The sequence below is a fragment of the Candidatus Magnetaquiglobus chichijimensis genome (assembly GCF_045865675.1).
GTDB classification, from domain to species: domain Bacteria; phylum Pseudomonadota; class Magnetococcia; order Magnetococcales; family Magnetaquicoccaceae; genus Magnetaquiglobus; species Magnetaquiglobus chichijimensis.
Map to the genome: position 1 here is coordinate 494,250 of NZ_BAAFGK010000001.1, position 15,319 is coordinate 509,568.

Genomic DNA, 15,319 nt, shown 5'->3' on the forward strand with positions numbered 1-15,319 from the left:
TCAATAGGTGCGGACCTTGGGGGCGTATTCGGCCTTGCCCACGGTGCGGACCGGTTCGTGGGAGAGGGTGACCGCTCCCAGGGAGCCGTCCCAGTGGCTCAGGGTGTGCTTGCGCCAGTTGTCGTCGTCGCGATTGGGATGATCGGTGCGGGAGTGGGCCCCACGGGACTCCGGACGCGCCTGGGCGCCGCGCAGGATGCATTCGGCCAGATCGATCAGATAGCCCAGTTCCACGGCGCGCAGCAGGTCGATGTTGAAGTCGTCGGCGTGGTCGTCCAGGTGGATGCGGGTGTAATCGTCGCGCCAGCCGGCGATCTCGGCCACGCCGGCATCCAGCCCCTCCGGGGTGCGGAACACCCCGCAATGGAGATTCATGGCCCCGGCCATGCGGTGGTGCAGGGCGCTGGGACGCAATCCCTTGTTCGGACGGGCCTTGAGGTCGGCCAGATTGGCCCGGACCGCCTCCACGGCGCTGTTGTCGAAGTCGCGGAAGGTCTCTTTCTTCACGGATGCGGCGCAGTGGGCGCCGGTGATCTTGCCGAAGACGATGGTGTCGAGCAAGGAGTTGCCACCCAGACGGTTGGCACCGTGCACCGAGACGCAGGCCGCCTCGCCGGCGGCGTACAGACCGGGCAAGGGCGAGGCGCCGAGCTTGTCGGTGCGGATGCCTCCCATGGAGTAGTGGGCGGTGGGACGGACCGGGATGGGCGCGTGGATCGCGTCCACACCCTCCAGGTCGAGGGAGAGCTGGCGGATCTGCGGCAGCCGTTCCAGGATCTTCTCCGCGCCCAGATGGCGCAGATCGAGGAAAATGGCGCCATTCTTGCCGCGTCCCTCGATGATTTCGGTCTGCTCGGCCCGCGACACCACGTCGCGGGAGGCCAGTTCCAGCTTGTTGGGGGCGTATTTGCCCATGAACCGTTCGCCCAGGGCATTGATCAGATAGCCCCCTTCGCCGCGCGCCCCCTCGGTGACCAGAATCCCGGAGGTGCGCAGGCCGGTGGGGTGGAACTGCACGAACTCCATGTCCGCCAGCGGCGCGCCGGCGCGCAGGGCCAAGGCCATGCCGTCACCGGTGTTGGTGGTGGCGTTGGTGTTGGAGAGAAAGACCCGTCCATACCCGCCGGTGGCCATCAACACCCCCTTGCCACGCAATCCGAAGAGCGCGCCGGTTTTGATGTCATAGGCCACCACGCCGGAGACCGCTCCCGCGCGGTCGGTGACCAGGCGCATGACGCTGCACTCCTGGTAGACCTTGACACCGGCCTTCACCAGTTGCTCCCACAGGGTGTGCAGCAGCACCTGACCGGTACGGTCCGCGGCGTAGCAGGTACGGTTGAAGCTCGCGCCGCCGAAGGCGCGCTGGGCGATCAATCCCCCCTCGATGCGCGAGAAGGGGGTGCCCATGCGATCCATCTCCAGGATCGCCTCCGGGGCCTCCTGGCACATCAGCTCGATGGCATCCTCGTCGCCGATGTAATCCGCCCCTTTCACCGTGTCGTAGGCGTGGGAATCGCGGGAATCCTGGGGATCGATGGCGGCGTTGATGCCGCCCTGGGCCGCGCAGGAGTGGCTGCGCAGGGGGTGGATTTTGGTGACGATGGCGACGTCGATGCCCGCCTTGACCCCTTCCAGGGCCGCGCGCATCCCAGCCAGCCCCGCCCCGATGATGATCAGGTCATGGCTTTGCATGGACTCCTCCAAATAACGGACGCGACTCTCCTCAAAAATGGAGCGTCCGTTGCCCCTCTTGCGCGTCCTACTAAGAATAATGAAGCGTGAAGAGAATGGATGAAGGATCTCGATGGGAATCGAGGTGGCGTCACTTTATCCGCATGGCGCGGGGCTTGTCAAAAGGAAATCGACACGAATCAAGGCGTGGAAAAATGACGTTTATGGATGTTTGCGCAGCATGACGCCAGGCTTGTCGAGGTCGGCGGGTTTGCACGGGAAAGCGTTCATGTCGAACGCCTGGCGGCATTGCCGGTCGCTGGTCAGGGTGTGGGGACGGTGCGGGCGATCCGAATTCCGGGTTCTGGCGACTCGCTGACGCCCATCCTCGAGGTCGAGGATGGGTTGGTCACGGTCCGGTCCCGATCTCCCGATGCTGGTCACTCATCGAACATCGCGCCGAGTTGTTCGACCTCCGAGGGCATGGTGGCCGAGGGGATGCCCAGGATGATGTTGTGGACATTGGTGAAGGGTTTGCCGATGTGCAGACCCTGGTCGTCGATGGTGAATTCGCGGATCTGTTTGTCGTGTTGCGAGCCGCGCATTTTGATCACCGCCACGCCGCGCCGCAGGATGCCGTTGATCTCGACGTAGCGCAGCAACAGGATCGCGTCGGTGATGGTGGAGATGTGGGCCTCGGTGATCGAATCCCCGCCCGAGAGTTTGGGCGTGGTGCTGGTGAAGAGGGAGCAGACCTCCTCCTGTTTGGCGAACGAGGTCAAACCGATGACGAACTCGCGGAAGAAACGGACCTGGGCGACCCGCTCCATGGCCGAAACGCTGTCCATGATCAGCCGGCGCGGACGGAACTTCTCGATCTCGCGCTGGATCAGCAGCAGATGGTCCTCGAGTCCCATGGACTCCGGGTATTGGCAGATCACCCGCAGCAGGCCGTCCTCTTCCCATTTCTGGAAATCCAGGCCCCATGACTGGGCATTGCGCAGCAGTTGCGCGTGGGACTCCTCGTAGGCCAGCAGCAGGACTTTCTCGCCGCGTCGGCACCCTTCGGCGGCGAAGGTGGTGGCCAAAAGGGTCTTGCCACCCCCGGTGGGACCGCTGACGAGAAAGATCGAATCCCGGAACAGTCCGCCGCCGGCCATCTGGTCGAGGATGGGGTTGCCGAAGCTGATGCGCTGGGTCGAGGAGGACTGCTTGAGTTCGCGGGCCGACAACGGCAGGATGCTGATGCCGATCGGGGCCGTGATCGTGAAGGGATACTCCCCCTTGTAGTGGGTGTCGCCGCGCATCTTGAGCACCTGGATGGTGCGCCGGCACTTCTCCTCCTTGAGCACGTTCCGCAAGATGATCACCGTGTCGGAGACGAACTCCTCCACGCCGTGGCGGGAGATGTGTCCGTATTCGTTGAGCCGTTCGGCGGTCAACAGGGCGGTGATCCCCATGGTACGCAGGGCGTCGATGATGCGGAAGATCTCCCGGCGCACCACGGCGGCGTTGTTGAACTGATCGAAGAGCGAGCCGATCGAGTCGAGTACCAGCAGTTCGGCGCCGCTTTCCTCGACGGCATGCTCGATGCGCACCAGCAGACCGGAGAGGTCATAGGCGCCCGACTCTTCCACGGAGATCGGTTCCGGCGCGGCGTCGATCAGCTTCAGGCGTCCGGTATCGACCAGTCCCTGGATGTTCCATCCCATGCGGCGCACGTTGCGCAGGATGTCCGGAGCGCGCTCCTCCATGCTCACGAAGACCCCCTTGCGACCGAACTGCACGATGCCTCGGTAGAGGAACTCCATGCCCAGGATGGTTTTGCCGGAGCCGGAGCTTCCGGAGATCAGGCAGGTCCGTCCCTGGGGCAGGCCGCCGATGGTCAGATGGTCGAACCCCTCGATGCCGGTGGGCAGTTTCACCAGGGCGTCGGTGTTGTCGTTCATGCGGTTATCAACCTTTCGTGTCAGTGCGAGGGCGAAGGGGATTCGCCCGGTTGTTCCGGCAGCCCGAGAATTTGACGGACACGACCTTCGGCAGAGAGATCGCCGATGATCTTCACGGGCGGCGAGGGGGTCAGTCGGACCAGGGTAGGCGCGGCCAGGATGTTGTTCTCCTCGGCCCTCGCCGGTTGACTCAGGATGTCGATGATCTCCAGTTCATACTGTTCCTTGTAGACGGTTTCGGCCAGATCGCGGAAGTTGGTCGTGGCGCGTTGACCGATCGGGGAGTCTCCGGTGATGAAGAGCAGGAAACGGGGCGAAGTGTCGGTGCTCATGCCGGAATCCTAGCTCTGGGCGCGTTCGCGATAGAGATCGGTCAAATGACCCAACAGTTCCACCAGGACCAGTCGGGCATCCTGGGAGAAGGCGCGCTCCTCGGTCATGGTGGTCCAGTGACCGGTGCCACGCAACATCTTGAGATGCAACACAACCACGTCACGGGCGCCGGCGTGCATGGCCATCAGCCGGGCGGCCACCTTGCGCACCTCCTCGCGGGGGGGATCTCCGCCCTCGCGGGTGGCGACGACGTACTGTCGCACCAGTTCCGAGTAGACCCGTTCCAGGGAGAGCACCCGCAGACCATCTCCGGGAGTGCGGTTGGAGAGCTTTTCCAGGGACAGGATCTCCTGCTCCTGGCGCAGCCGGCGACGGGTTCGATCCAACTCGTTGATCAGTTGTTGTCGTTCCACCGCGTAGCGGAGCGAGCGCAACAGCAGGGGGCCATCCAGACTGCCCTTGTTGAGGAAATCCTGGGCGCCGTGCCGGATGGTATCCGCCCCCAAGGCGTCGTCGTCCAGACCGGTCAGCACCACGATCGCCAGTTCAGGAGCCTGATCGTGGAGACGCAGGAAGGTCTCCATGCCGATGCTGTCCGGCAGGTTCAGATCCAGCAGCACTGCGTCGAAGCGATCCTGGGAGAGCTGTTCGATGGCCTGGCGCAGTTCGCCGACCGGAATCAGAGTCAAACGTGGCAGATGGGCGACGCTGCCGTTTCCGGAGATCTCGGCGTTTTCGCGCACCAGCAGTTGATCGGCCTCCGAGTCTTCGACCAGCAGCACGCGCAACTGTTTGTCAGGCCCCATGGCGCACGGTTTGCCGTGATGCTCCCGTGGGGAGGTGTCACGGGAGGAGCGCGGGGTTCGATCATGCAATAAGCTGGCAGGCATCGCGCCCTCCATCGCGCTCAATGCGATCTGGATCGGTCCTTGTCCGGGGAACGATACAGATCCAGACCCAACAGCACCTTTTCCTTGTCGGTGAGATCACCGATGATGCGACGCAACGGTGGGGGCAAGGCCTTGATCAGGGTCGGGGTGGCCAGGATCTTCTCCTCCTCGGCGGATTCGGGATGTTCGAGGATGTCGATCACCACCATCTCGTAGCGCTCGTCCAGTTCATGGACGCAGATGCGGCGCAGATTCTCGATGGCCCTTTCGGAGCGTGGGGTTTTGCCGGTCACGTAGAGCTTGAGCACAAAGTTACCTTCGTGGGTCATCGGATTTGCGCTCCTGGCAGGTGCGTCATGCAACCAAGGAATGACCATTTTCTAAGAGGCGTTTTGGGAATTCCATAAAGGGAATCCCAAAACCTGCACGAATCGAAAAAATCGATGCGTGCTTCTCAAATTGCCGTGCAATTTGGCGGGCCATTCATGGCCCGCATCGGCTGTTTGGCATGGGCCAACCAGCCTCTAACGTTCGAGGCGTCGCGCGGAGCTGGGTGGATCGCGACGCTTCGGCTGACCATTGTGAACCTTGAGGATCCCATCCTGCCGGGTTTGCCGGTTCTCTCCCGCCTGGCATGTGGGGCGTGCCGCGGTCAGGGTGCTCCATCGGGCGTGGATGACTCAAGGAATGGAACTCTCAATGGCAATCCATCCTATCACATCGATTGGGTTATCACCATACGGAATTGTATAAACAAACGATTGCTGATTTATATTGATCGCCAAGTGGGGATCGGCCCGCCCGAATGCGGCCTTGAGAGGGGGGGGATGGGGTGCCCGCAGGTGTCGATCACTCCGGCGGACCGCCGGGATGGGAGAGGAATCGGACGATGGCACGGCGATCTTTTTTGGTCGGACGCCCGGCGCCGGGAATCATGCGTGGTTCGGCGCGCTGGATCTCGACGATCCGGGCGCGTTCGGCGAGGCTCTCCGGGCTCTCTTCGTAGAGATTGCGGGCCACCGTGGCCGGTCCGCGATGCAGCGAGAGGGTCAGCACCGTCACCTGGAACAGAAAGCTCTCCTTGCGGATCTCCAGCCGGTCGCCGACGCGAATGTCCCGTCCCGGCTTGGCGCGCAGACCGTTGACGTGGATCTTGCCGCCGTTGGCCGCCTCGATGGCCAGGGAGCGGGTTTTGAAGAAGCGCGCCGCCCAGAGCCATTTGTCCAGCCGCTCGACCTGGCTGGCCGGATCGTCGGGGGAGGGAGGAAGTCCGCGAGATGGGGTAGGCATGGTGGGCGTCCGTGGCGCGAAGGTCGGGATTCTGGATGTCAACCGTTCCGGGTCCCGACCACGGCGCCCGGAGCGATCGATCCACGCCGGCTTGCTCCGAATGGTCCGAATCGCCTGCGTATCCAACGCCCACCATTTTTCGGGAACGCAGAACGGGTACGGGCCGTCGTCGGATAGGCATGCCCCATGGTTTGATGACCTGAAAGTTTAAGGTGCGGTTTTAATTTTAGATTCTATGCTCAGGGTATAAAGGTCCATCCTGATTTGTCAAGATGGTCAGTTTTCCATGCGACGCACGATCCTGGCATCGGATCGACAACGACCCGCACGCCTCGGCGAAGCCGTCCAGAGCAACATCCAGGAGGTGGGTGGCGTGCATTCGGATGCATTTCGCGCCGGAAAGGGGTATGCTGGCCCATCCATCCACCATACCCCGGACCTCGATCACCCCATGAAACTCACGTCGCGCGAACTCCCCTCCCGACTGCAACAGGGTCCACTTCCCGAGGCCATGCTGCTCTATGGTCAGGAGCAGGGGGTGGCGGCCAGTCATGCCCTGTTGGCCCGGCGCGCGGTGTTGAGCGCCGAGGACGAGGAGATGGACTTCGAAACCCACCATGGCGCGGATTTGGACGTGGGACGGTTCCTGAGCGGCTGCAACGCCTTTCCGTTCTTTGCCAAACGGCGCTGCGTGTTGTTGAAAGATGCCGATCAGCTCACCGCGCCGGGACGGGAGTCGCTGCTGCGCTATCTGAAATCCCCGGCCTCCGGCGCCGTGCTGGTGGTGCTGGCCGGTGCCCTGGATGCTCGGAGTCCCCTGCGCAAGGCCTTCGAGGCCCACAAAAGCGCCTGGTGCATCCCCTATTACCCCCTCGAAGGGCGCGAGTTGATCGGTTGGATCCATGTCGCGCTGCGCGAACGGGGCCACGCGGCGGATGACGAGGCGATCCGGCTTCTGGCCGAGCGGCTCGAGGGGGATGCCCGCAACGCCGCCTCGGAGATCGAGAAACTCACCCTGTATGTCGGCACGGGCCGTCGGATCACCGTCGAGGATGTGCTGGAATCGGTGGGAGGGTCCGGCAGTCAGAACGCCTTTGCCCTGACTTCGGCGCTCTTCTCCGGTCGCGCCGGCCAGGCGCTGACCATCCTGGATGGCCTGCTCGAAGCCGGCGAGGAGCCATTGGCGCTGCTGGCCATCCTGCTCCAGAGGTTGCGGCGGTTGATCCAGGGCGTGGCGCTCCTCGAAAAGGGCGAAACCCCGGAGGCGGTGATCGCCAGCCTGCAAGTCTTCTGGAAGGAGAAGGGGGAGTTCATCGCCCAGACGCGCCAGTTCTCCGCGCGTCGTCTGGCCAACGCGTTGTTGCGCTGTCAGGAGGCCGATCGGGATCTCAAGAGCGGCGGGGAGCCGCGTCGGGTCATGGAGCGTCTGGTGATGGGGCTGGCGGGGAGCGCAAATCCCGCATCCGGTGGCCCTGGAGCACGAACAGCAGCAGCACCCCGGCGATCCCCATGGCCGTGAGCGGGAAAATTCCGCCCCGCGCCGTGTCGTAGATCGAGCCGCCCAGCACCGGTCCGATGCTGCGTCCCAGGGCGCTCATCGATTGATAGAGTCCCAGCATCGCCCCTTGGGTGGCCGGGTCGGTGTTGAGGCTGGCCAGTCCGGAGAGGGCAGGGTGGAGCAGACCGCTTCCCAGGGCAATGAGGGCCAGGGCGACGAGCATGCCGGTCCAGCTGTTCGGATCCAGGGCGAAGAGTCCGACGCTCACCAGCAGGAGTCCCCCGGAGGCGACCCGTTTTTCGCCGATTTTCGGCAGCAGCCGTCGCACCAGTCCCCCCTGGGTCAGCACGGCCACCACGCCGACAAAGGTGAAGATCCAGCCGGTATGGGTCATGTTCCAGCCCATGAACTCCCGGCCCCAGAGCGGCAGGACCACCTCGAAGGCGGAGAACAGGGTGACGAACAGACCGACCACCTGACAGGCGACCCAGGCGCCGGGGAAGGCGCGGGCCATGGTCCAGGGGGTGGCGGAGAGCAGGGGATGCGCCGGTCGGATCCGGGCCGTCGGGGTGGTGTCCGCGGTTGGGAGCGGCGCGGGACGGGTCTCCGGCAGATAGAACAGGGCGGCCAGGGCGTTGAGTCCGGTGACCAGGGCGGCGACCAGGGGGGCGGCCTCGATGCCGAAGCCGGCCAGCCATCCGCCGAAGGCCGGACCCAGAATGAAGCCCAGACCAAAGGCGGCGCCGATGAGTCCCATGGCCTTGGAGCGATCTTCGACGGGGGAGAGGTCGGCCATGGCGGCCTGGGCTACGGCGATGTTGGCGCCCATCATGCCGGCCACGGCGCGCGCCATGAAGAGAACCCACAAGGTGTTGGCCAGGCCGTAGGCCAGGTAGGAGAGCGCCGAGCCGGCCAGACCCAGGATCAGGGTGGGGCGTCGTCCCACCCGGTCGGAGAGCCTGCCCCAGTAGGGGGCGCACACGAACTGCATGATCGAATAGATCGCCATCAACCAGCCGATCTCGGCGGGGGAGGCGGCGAAGCGGGGATCGGTGGCGTAGAGCGGCATGAGCGGCAGTACCATGCCAAAGCCGAGCAGATCCAGAAAGACGGCGGTGAAGATGACCCCCGTGGATGCCTTGCGTTTCATGGGATTCGTGATTGACGCCTCATGCGTGCGGTTTCATCCGGGGGTGCATGGCCATGCCGTGGTCCGGATGTTCGGGAGAAGGGCTGAATTGCCAACTATATCGCAAGGCGCCTCCTTTTGTACACACCTGGAATCGGGTTTTCCGAGGGTCGTCCTGGAATCGGGTTTGCCGGAGTGGCATCCTGGAAGGGTGCGCGCCTCACGTCCGCCTTTGCCAGGCCAGATGGTGAATGGTCCGACCGGCGGCGACCCCCTTGGTTTCGAATCGGGTCTCGATCCAGAAATCCGGACGCGGGCCGAACCGCTCCGGCGCGACCAGATTGACAAATCCCGGATGGGACTCCAGTACCTCGAACATCCATTCGGCATACTCCGCCCAGTCCGTGGCCAGGGTGAGCAATCCCCCCGGACGCAGCCGTTCGACCAGAAGATCCAGCAGTTCCGGCTGCACGATGCGGCGCTTGTGATGGCGTTTTTTCGGCCAGGGATCGGGAAAGTTGATGATCACCCAGTCGAGGGCGTGTTCGGGAAAGGCGTCGCGCAGGGCCAGCCGGGCATCCTCGGGCAGGATGCGGGTGTTGGTGATCGCGTCGCGTTGCAGACGGCGGAGCAACCCGGCCAACCCTTCCTGGAACACCTCGATGCCGATGAAACGATCCTCGGGGTGTCGCGCGGCCAAAGGGGCGAGAAACTGACCGTTGCCAAATCCGATCTCCACCACCAGTCGCGCCCGTTCCGGATCCGCGCCGAGGGCATCGAGCAGTTCCGCGCGACTGTGCGCCCGCGGGGGGAGGTAGAGCGGCAGGGTCTCATCCAGCCAGACCTTCTCGCGCGGGGTGACGAAGCCCCGTTTGCGGCCATGGACCTTGGGTTTCCAGACCTGGGTCGGGTCCGGCATGGAGGGAGGGATGGAATCGGTCACGACGGTTCACTTTCTTGGGTGGCGGTTGATCCGGCGCGGCTGCCGCGCGCGTTCCGGTGGGTTGCTGGACAAAACGGTCATGCGGCGGATGCCGAGGTTCGAACCGGCCTGGCGGGTCGTCCCCATGCCGTGACCGCACGCCTCTCGCGCGGGCGTTTCAGGGCGCTGGCCCGATCATGGGCGTTGTGAGGGTTGCCGGCTGTTTGGAAACAGACTATCCTATTCATTTATCGGATAGTTTATGAGGTTTTCGTTGATTCTGGAAGGGATGAGGGGACAATGCGCATGGAATCACCCCAAAGAAAGTCGCTTTATTTGAAGGCCAGGGATGCCATCGACTGGCTGGATGAACCCGATGAGGACCCGGAGTCGCAATTCGCCCGGCAGATGTGGTTTGGCTGGCGGTTGCTGGAGGAGAGGCGCCCCCGCGCCAATGCGATGGTGCTGGTGAGCGATGGTCATGATATGGCACTGGTACGGGTGGATGCCCAGGGGAGTCTGGTGCTCGATGGGGTGGCCTGGATCCCGACCCACTGGTTGCCTCTGCCTCTGCCGCCGGAACCGCTCGAAAGCAAGAGCAAACAGTCGATCTTTCAACGGAATCGGTTCAAACGCGGTTTGTGATTGCGTGGCGCGACGGGTGGAATCTCCCCGCGCCGGAAGGGGAGATTCCGGCGCGGGTCGGGACTTGAGCCCGGATGGGCTCTGGTGCGGTCGTTTCAGCTGGCGTCGGTATGCTCGGCCAGCATGACGGCCATCAGATCCTTGATGCGCAGCTTCTCTTTCTTGAGACGCTCGATGTCGAACGGGTTGCGGGCATGACGGGTTTCGTCGATTTCGTTGCGCAGCGACTCGTGCTGATCGTAAAGCTCACGGAACGTGCTGTTGATTTTCAATAATTCATTCACCGCTTGCAATTGATCTTCAAACATGGATGTCTCCTCGTGCTTAATTGTGTCTTCCTTCATGACCCGGACCAAGGCCGGGTTCACCCCTGGATGGGACCCGGCGTGGGTCCGCGAGGGTTGGTGATCGCAGGTCGTCAACCGTTTGGATGCGGCCCGTTCAACGGGGGTTGAGCCCCTCAGTCATCACCCTCGAATCAAAAATTCATGCATGCTAGACGCGGATGGCACTCTCCTATCCCGCCGGATCCGGCGCCAGGGCGCCGACACGTCCGGATTCGATGGCCTCGCGGGCCAGTTGATCCGCGGCTTCGTTGCCCGGATCGCCCGCATGTCCCCGGACCCAGCGCCACTCCACCTCGTGTTTTCGACAGACGGCATCCAGGCGTTGCCACAACTCCACGTTGAGCACCGGTTTGCCATCGCTTTTCCTCCAGCCGCGAGACTTCCAGCCAGGCAGCCATTGGGTGATCCCGTTCTTGACGTAGCTCGAATCGGTGTTGATGATCACCCGGCAGGGCCGGTTGAGCGTCTCCAATGCGTGAATGGCCGCCAGGATCTCCATGCGATTGTTGGTGGTCCGCGGCGAGAAGCCGCGGATGTTTTTCGCATGGGGGCCATATTGGAGCAGGGCTCCCCAGCCGCCAGGGCCGGGATTGCCGCTGCACGCGCCATCCGTATAGATACAAACCTCGGCGGATGAGGCCGTGTCGCGCGGTGTCGTTCGGGTTTCCGTGTCCATGGAAAGCATCGTCGTTGAACGGTTTCATTCCGGTTGAATATCGATTATAGTCAGAACCTCACAGGTTCGATCCTTTATTGAGTCTATCGGAAAGGAAAACACATGGGCAAGGTTCTCGTTACGGGTGCGGCTGGATTCATCGGTTCTCACCTGTCGTTGGCCCTTCTGGAACGGGGTGATCGGGTCGTGGGTCTCGATAATCTCAACGACTACTACGATGTCAACCTCAAACAGGCCCGCCTGGACCGACTGACCCGGCACACAGGGTTCACCCACGCCAGGCTGGATCTCCAGGATCGCGCCGGCATGGAGGCCTTGTTCGAGCGGGAGCGGTTCGACGGGGTGGTCAATCTGGCGGCCCAGGCCGGGGTACGCTATTCGCTGATCAACCCCATGTCCTATGTGGAGAGCAATCTGGTGGGCTTCACCCATCTTCTGGAGGGGTGCCGGCACACCGGAGTCCAGCATCTGGTCTTCGCGTCGTCGTCGTCGGTGTACGGGGCCAACGAAACCATGCCCTTTTCGGTGCATCAGAACGTTGACCATCCGTTGTCGCTGTACGCCGCTTCCAAAAAGGCCAACGAGCTGATGGCGCACACCTATGCCCATCTGTTCCGTCTGCCGGTGACCGGCCTGCGTTTTTTCACGGTCTATGGACCCTGGGGGCGTCCGGACATGGCCCTGTTCCTGTTCACCCGCGCCATGTTGGAGGGCAGGCCGATCGATGTCTTCAACGAGGGGCGCATGCGGCGTGACTTCACCTACATCGACGACATCGTTGCCGGGGTGGTGAAGGTTCTCGACCGCATCCCGACCCCGGATCCCGACTGGACCGGGACGCGCCCGGATCCGGCCTCGAGTTCGGCGCCATACCGGATCTACAACATCGGCAACAACCAGCCGGTGGAGTTGATGGAATACATCGCCGCGCTTGAGGATGCCCTGGGCATGACGGCCCAGAAGAATTTCCTGCCCATGCAGCCTGGCGATGTGCCGGCCACCTGGGCGGATGTGGATGATCTGGAAAGGGATGTGGGATTTCGTCCCCGCACCCCGGTGCGCGAGGGGGTGCGGCGTTTCGTGGCCTGGTATCGGGAGTTCTACCGGGTGTGAACAGCGGTCCGACCATGGACGAACCGCCGCCTGAGTCTCACTCCTTGATCGACAGAAGATCCTCGGGCGCCCCCTGATAATCGGCGCGCAGGATCTTGATCCCCAGTTTGCCCCGGGTCACGCTCACCACCTGGCAGGGATAGTCCGTGGGGCGCCCGAAAAAGACCACCCGGATCAGTCCTTCGCTTCCCACCGGAACTTCGGGGAGGGTTTCGTCGATATGCACGGCGGCGCCTCCGAAGCCCATGTTCTCAGCCGTACCCTCGATCCGTCGTCCATCATTCAGGGTCAAGGTGACGTTGTTATGAAACGAAAAACGTTCGTGGCGTCGTCTTTGATCGGTCATTGCGGCCATGATGTGTGGATCCTCGAGCAAAATAAATTATGCCAAGATAAATATACCAAATTGTCGGATCGCGCGTAAATGGTTCGCATGCGGATTCTCCGTGGCGCGCCAAAACTCGGGATCGCGAGGGGCGTCTTCCCTCCTCCGGAGGGGGCCATCACGCCTGGCGTGACAACAACGCCACGGCCTGGGCGGCAATCCCCTCGCCGCGACCGGTGAAACCGAGCCTCTCGGTGGTGGTGGCCTTGATGTTGATCCGCTCCGTCTCGATGGCAAGGGTGGTCGCGATGCTGGCGCGCATGGCCTCGATGTGCGGGGCGATGCGTGGCGCCTGGCAGATGACCGTGGCATCGAGGTTGATCACCTGGAACCCCCTGGCGCGGATGGCCGCGTCAACCCGTGCCAACAGTACGCGACTGTCCGCCCCCTGGTAGGCGGGATCGGTGTCCGGGAAGTGGTGGCCGATGTCGCCGAGGGAGGCCGCCCCCAGCAGGGCATCGCACAGGGCGTGCAACAGCACGTCGGCGTCGGAGTGACCCAAAAGTCCCTGGTCGTGGGGAATGGTGACGCCGCCGAGGATCAACGGGCGTCCGGGGGTGAAACGGTGTACGTCGAATCCCTGGCCGATGCGCGGTTCCATGGGCGAACTCCGGTATGAGAGATGCTTTTCGGCCAGAAGAAGATCTTCCGGGCGGGTGATCTTGAGATTCTCCTCTTCGCCGGCGATGGTGCGTACCCCGATATGGGCCTCTTCCATCAGGGCGGCGTCATCGGTGACGAGCAGGATGCCGGATTCGTGGGCGCGTATGTGCCCGTCGAGCAGCAGACCGTAACGGAACACCTGCGGGGTCTGGATGCGGCGCAGATGGTCCCGGTCCAGGGTTTTGCCGACCCGATCGATACCGTCTATCCTTTTGATGGTGTCATGGATTACAATGGCCGGAACCACGGCTTCGGCCTTGTCCCGCGCCGCGAAGAGCCGATCCAGAAGGTCGCGGCTCGGCAGGGGACGGGCGCCGTCGTGAATGCCGACCCAACTGGATCTGGGCAGGTTCAGGCTCAACAGACCCAGACGCACCGAATCCTGCCGTTCCGCCCCTCCGGGGACCGGGGCGAGCAGCTTGGGCCATTCGGTCAGACGCGGACCGAGGATCCTCTGCCAGAGTTCCGCGCCGTCCGGCGCGATGACCGGCAGGATCGCCTCGACCAGGGGGTGGGCATGCAGACGTTCGATGGCGTGGGCGAGCAGGGGTTTTCCGGCCAGGGGGAGATACTGTTTCGGCAGTTCCGAGCCGAAGCGGTTGCCCTGTCCGGCGGCAACCACGATCATGGTCACCGGTTGGGTGGCGGAAGTCTGGGGTGGCGGCTCGGACATGGGCGGCATCCGTGTGTTTGGAATGGTGATGAAACGGCAGGTCGATCGGTTTCATTCGTAGGGGAAAAGAGCGGCGTCGTCAACGAAGAAAACCGAGTGTAATGTTTGGTATTCCATCATGGCGTCACCAGACTGGCACGGTACAGGTCAACCCGAACCGTGCTCACGAACTTAAAAAGATGGGGGGAGCCCCCCTCTCACCCTCCGATCGTGGATCTCATCCTGACGGGAGTTCCACGCCAACGATTAGGCGATCGGGTGGGCTTGCGCGCGCGAGGAACTTTAAAGCATGGAGCTGCATTTCTGGTCGGCCACCGGCATGTATGCCATGGCATCCGCCTGGGTGATCTTTCATCAGTTGCGCGGTCATCGTTCCGAGACGGTGGCGGTCTGGTGGCTGGTATTGGCCGGCTGGGTGATGCAGGGAGTGCCGATGATCCGGGAGTTGATCGGATCGGGTGGGCAGGTGGGGATGAATCTGGCGTTGTCGCTGGAGTGGTCCTCGTGGGTGATGGGACTGCTCTATCTGGCCGGTTGGCGTCTGTTGGGACGCGAGGCGCGGCTGGCCGGGGTGCTGTTGCTGCCGTTGATGGTGCTCACCCTCGGGGGGGCGCTGTTTCTCTCCACGGCGGCCCCCGAGGCGCGCGGCGTGACTGGTCCGCTGTTGATCGGCCATCTGGTGCTGTCGCTGCTGGCCTATGGCCTCTTCACGATCGCGGCGATCTTCGCGCTGATGGATGCGTTTCAGGAGCACGCCTTGAAGAGCAAACATCTCGGGGCCCTCTTCGAGATGCTGCCCCCCCTGAATGCCCTGGAATCGACTCTGTTTCTGATGGTGCGCATGGGCTTCCTGCTGCTCACCACGAGCATGGTGACCGGTGCCCTGCACGCCCATGAACAGAAGGGGGTCTATTTCGTCTTTTCCCATAAGGTGGTGTTCACCTGGGCGACCTGGCTGGTCTTTGGGGTGCTGTTGGTGGGGCGTCACTATCAGGGGTGGCGCGGGCGTCGCGCGGTCCGATTCACCCTGTGGGGCTATGGTCTGCTGGTGCTGGCCTTTTTGGGGGTCAAATTCGTCAAAGAGTTTATCATTCTAAATCATTGATTTACGCGACAGGCTCAGAAAAAACGCAAA

Annotated in this window: 17 protein-coding genes; 4 read left to right on the forward strand and 13 right to left on the reverse strand. The window is 63.1% G+C overall.

Features of this window, described 5'->3' with window-relative positions:
• The 7 genes from ACOY6C_RS01935 to ACOY6C_RS01965 form a co-directional block, all read right to left on the reverse strand.
• Positions 1-1,692 (reverse strand): FAD-binding protein, encoded by a 1,692-nt coding sequence (locus ACOY6C_RS01935; protein ID WP_420903790.1) that lies wholly within the window; start codon positions 1,690-1,692, stop codon positions 1-3.
• 201 nt (positions 1,693-1,893) lie between these two features.
• Positions 1,894-2,115 (reverse strand): hypothetical protein, encoded by a 222-nt coding sequence (locus ACOY6C_RS01940; RefSeq protein WP_420903791.1) that lies wholly within the window; start codon positions 2,113-2,115, stop codon positions 1,894-1,896.
• Entirely contained in the window at positions 2,112-3,620 is a 1,509-nt protein-coding gene (gene kaiC, locus ACOY6C_RS01945; protein WP_420903792.1) for a circadian clock protein KaiC, read from the reverse strand. Before kaiC ends, ACOY6C_RS01940 begins: the two co-directional genes overlap by 4 nt.
• Before the next feature lie 20 nt (positions 3,621-3,640).
• Positions 3,641-3,952: a circadian clock KaiB family protein gene (locus ACOY6C_RS01950; RefSeq protein WP_420903793.1), complete on the reverse strand. Its 312-nt coding sequence runs from the start codon at positions 3,950-3,952 to the stop codon at positions 3,641-3,643.
• A gap of 9 nt (positions 3,953-3,961) precedes the next feature.
• Positions 3,962-4,843, reverse strand: coding sequence for a response regulator (locus tag ACOY6C_RS01955; RefSeq protein ID WP_420903794.1), 882 nt, complete (start codon positions 4,841-4,843; stop codon positions 3,962-3,964).
• A 17-nt stretch (positions 4,844-4,860) separates the two neighbouring features.
• Positions 4,861-5,172: a circadian clock protein KaiB gene (gene kaiB, locus ACOY6C_RS01960; protein ID WP_420903795.1), complete on the reverse strand. Its 312-nt coding sequence runs from the start codon at positions 5,170-5,172 to the stop codon at positions 4,861-4,863.
• A gap of 520 nt (positions 5,173-5,692) precedes the next feature.
• Positions 5,693-6,133 carry an RNA-binding S4 domain-containing protein gene (locus ACOY6C_RS01965; protein WP_420903796.1) on the reverse strand — a complete coding sequence of 147 codons (441 nt, stop codon included), beginning with the start codon at positions 6,131-6,133 and terminating at the stop codon, positions 5,693-5,695.
• Positions 6,134-6,419: 286 nt separating this feature from the next.
• Between ACOY6C_RS01965 and holA the strand changes: the two genes are divergently transcribed.
• Positions 6,420-7,652 carry a DNA polymerase III subunit delta gene (gene holA, locus ACOY6C_RS01970; RefSeq protein WP_420903797.1) on the forward strand — a complete coding sequence of 411 codons (1,233 nt, stop codon included), beginning with the start codon at positions 6,420-6,422 and terminating at the stop codon, positions 7,650-7,652.
• On the opposite strand, the gene ACOY6C_RS01975 is transcribed toward holA, so the two are convergent.
• A complete protein-coding gene (locus ACOY6C_RS01975; RefSeq protein ID WP_420903798.1) occupies positions 7,549-8,781 on the reverse strand; it encodes an MFS transporter in 1,233 nt (410 codons plus the stop codon). The genes holA and ACOY6C_RS01975 overlap by 104 nt on opposite strands.
• Positions 8,782-8,980: 199 nt before the next feature.
• Positions 8,981-9,703: a tRNA (guanosine(46)-N7)-methyltransferase TrmB gene (gene trmB, locus ACOY6C_RS01980; RefSeq protein ID WP_420903799.1), complete on the reverse strand. Its 723-nt coding sequence runs from the start codon at positions 9,701-9,703 to the stop codon at positions 8,981-8,983.
• A gap of 285 nt (positions 9,704-9,988) precedes the next feature.
• Here trmB and ACOY6C_RS01985 point away from each other — a divergent pair, with 285 nt between their 5' ends.
• A complete protein-coding gene (locus ACOY6C_RS01985; protein ID WP_420903800.1) occupies positions 9,989-10,327 on the forward strand; it encodes a hypothetical protein in 339 nt (112 codons plus the stop codon).
• Between the two features lie 95 nt (positions 10,328-10,422).
• Here ACOY6C_RS01985 and ACOY6C_RS01990 read toward each other — a convergent pair whose 3' ends face one another.
• Complete coding sequence (locus tag ACOY6C_RS01990; RefSeq protein ID WP_420903801.1) at positions 10,423-10,635, reverse strand: HP1242/YdcH family protein; 213 nt, start codon at positions 10,633-10,635, stop codon at positions 10,423-10,425.
• Between the two features lie 208 nt (positions 10,636-10,843).
• A complete protein-coding gene (gene rnhA / locus ACOY6C_RS01995) occupies positions 10,844-11,350 on the reverse strand; it encodes a ribonuclease HI (RefSeq protein ID WP_420903802.1) in 507 nt (168 codons plus the stop codon).
• Between the two features lie 102 nt (positions 11,351-11,452).
• Here rnhA and ACOY6C_RS02000 point away from each other — a divergent pair, with 102 nt between their 5' ends.
• Positions 11,453-12,463 carry an NAD-dependent epimerase gene (locus tag ACOY6C_RS02000; protein ID WP_420903803.1) on the forward strand — a complete coding sequence of 337 codons (1,011 nt, stop codon included), beginning with the start codon at positions 11,453-11,455 and terminating at the stop codon, positions 12,461-12,463.
• Positions 12,464-12,500: 37 nt separating this feature from the next.
• Here ACOY6C_RS02000 and ACOY6C_RS02005 read toward each other — a convergent pair whose 3' ends face one another.
• The gene (locus ACOY6C_RS02005) at positions 12,501-12,818 is read right to left on the reverse strand and encodes a PilZ domain-containing protein (RefSeq protein ID WP_420903804.1); all 318 of its coding nucleotides are present in this window, start codon (positions 12,816-12,818) and stop codon (positions 12,501-12,503) included.
• A gap of 148 nt (positions 12,819-12,966) precedes the next feature.
• Positions 12,967-14,184, reverse strand: coding sequence for a bifunctional 2-C-methyl-D-erythritol 4-phosphate cytidylyltransferase/2-C-methyl-D-erythritol 2,4-cyclodiphosphate synthase (locus tag ACOY6C_RS02010; protein ID WP_420903805.1), 1,218 nt, complete (start codon positions 14,182-14,184; stop codon positions 12,967-12,969).
• Positions 14,185-14,473: 289 nt separating this feature from the next.
• Here ACOY6C_RS02010 and ACOY6C_RS02015 point away from each other — a divergent pair, with 289 nt between their 5' ends.
• A complete protein-coding gene (locus ACOY6C_RS02015) occupies positions 14,474-15,289 on the forward strand; it encodes a cytochrome C assembly family protein (protein WP_420903806.1) in 816 nt (271 codons plus the stop codon).
• Positions 15,290-15,319: the final 30 nt, after the last annotated feature.

Excerpts from the sequence above, each read along its gene's own strand:
- ACOY6C_RS02010 (WP_420903805.1), bottom strand. The coding sequence starts at position 14,184 with ATGTCCGAGCCGCCACCCCAGACTTCCGCCACCCAACCGGTGACCATG.
- kaiC (WP_420903792.1), bottom strand. The coding sequence starts at position 3,620 with ATGAACGACAACACCGACGCCCTGGTGAAACTGCCCACCGGCATCGAG.
- ACOY6C_RS01990 (WP_420903801.1), bottom strand. The coding sequence starts at position 10,635 with ATGTTTGAAGATCAATTGCAAGCGGTGAATGAATTATTGAAAATCAAC.
- ACOY6C_RS01950 (WP_420903793.1), bottom strand. The coding sequence starts at position 3,952 with ATGAGCACCGACACTTCGCCCCGTTTCCTGCTCTTCATCACCGGAGAC.
- ACOY6C_RS01975 (WP_420903798.1), bottom strand. The coding sequence starts at position 8,781 with ATGAAACGCAAGGCATCCACGGGGGTCATCTTCACCGCCGTCTTTCTG.
- holA (WP_420903797.1), top strand. The coding sequence starts at position 6,420 with ATGCGACGCACGATCCTGGCATCGGATCGACAACGACCCGCACGCCTC.
- ACOY6C_RS02000 (WP_420903803.1), top strand. The coding sequence starts at position 11,453 with ATGGGCAAGGTTCTCGTTACGGGTGCGGCTGGATTCATCGGTTCTCAC.
- ACOY6C_RS02005 (WP_420903804.1), bottom strand. The coding sequence starts at position 12,818 with ATGGCCGCAATGACCGATCAAAGACGACGCCACGAACGTTTTTCGTTT.
- kaiB (WP_420903795.1), bottom strand. The coding sequence starts at position 5,172 with ATGACCCACGAAGGTAACTTTGTGCTCAAGCTCTACGTGACCGGCAAA.
- rnhA (WP_420903802.1), bottom strand. The coding sequence starts at position 11,350 with ATGGACACGGAAACCCGAACGACACCGCGCGACACGGCCTCATCCGCC.
- ACOY6C_RS01985 (WP_420903800.1), top strand. The coding sequence starts at position 9,989 with ATGGAATCACCCCAAAGAAAGTCGCTTTATTTGAAGGCCAGGGATGCC.
- ACOY6C_RS01935 (WP_420903790.1), bottom strand. The coding sequence starts at position 1,692 with ATGCAAAGCCATGACCTGATCATCATCGGGGCGGGGCTGGCTGGGATG.
- ACOY6C_RS01965 (WP_420903796.1), bottom strand. The coding sequence starts at position 6,133 with ATGCCTACCCCATCTCGCGGACTTCCTCCCTCCCCCGACGATCCGGCC.
- ACOY6C_RS01955 (WP_420903794.1), bottom strand. The coding sequence starts at position 4,843 with ATGCCTGCCAGCTTATTGCATGATCGAACCCCGCGCTCCTCCCGTGAC.
- ACOY6C_RS02015 (WP_420903806.1), top strand. The coding sequence starts at position 14,474 with ATGGAGCTGCATTTCTGGTCGGCCACCGGCATGTATGCCATGGCATCC.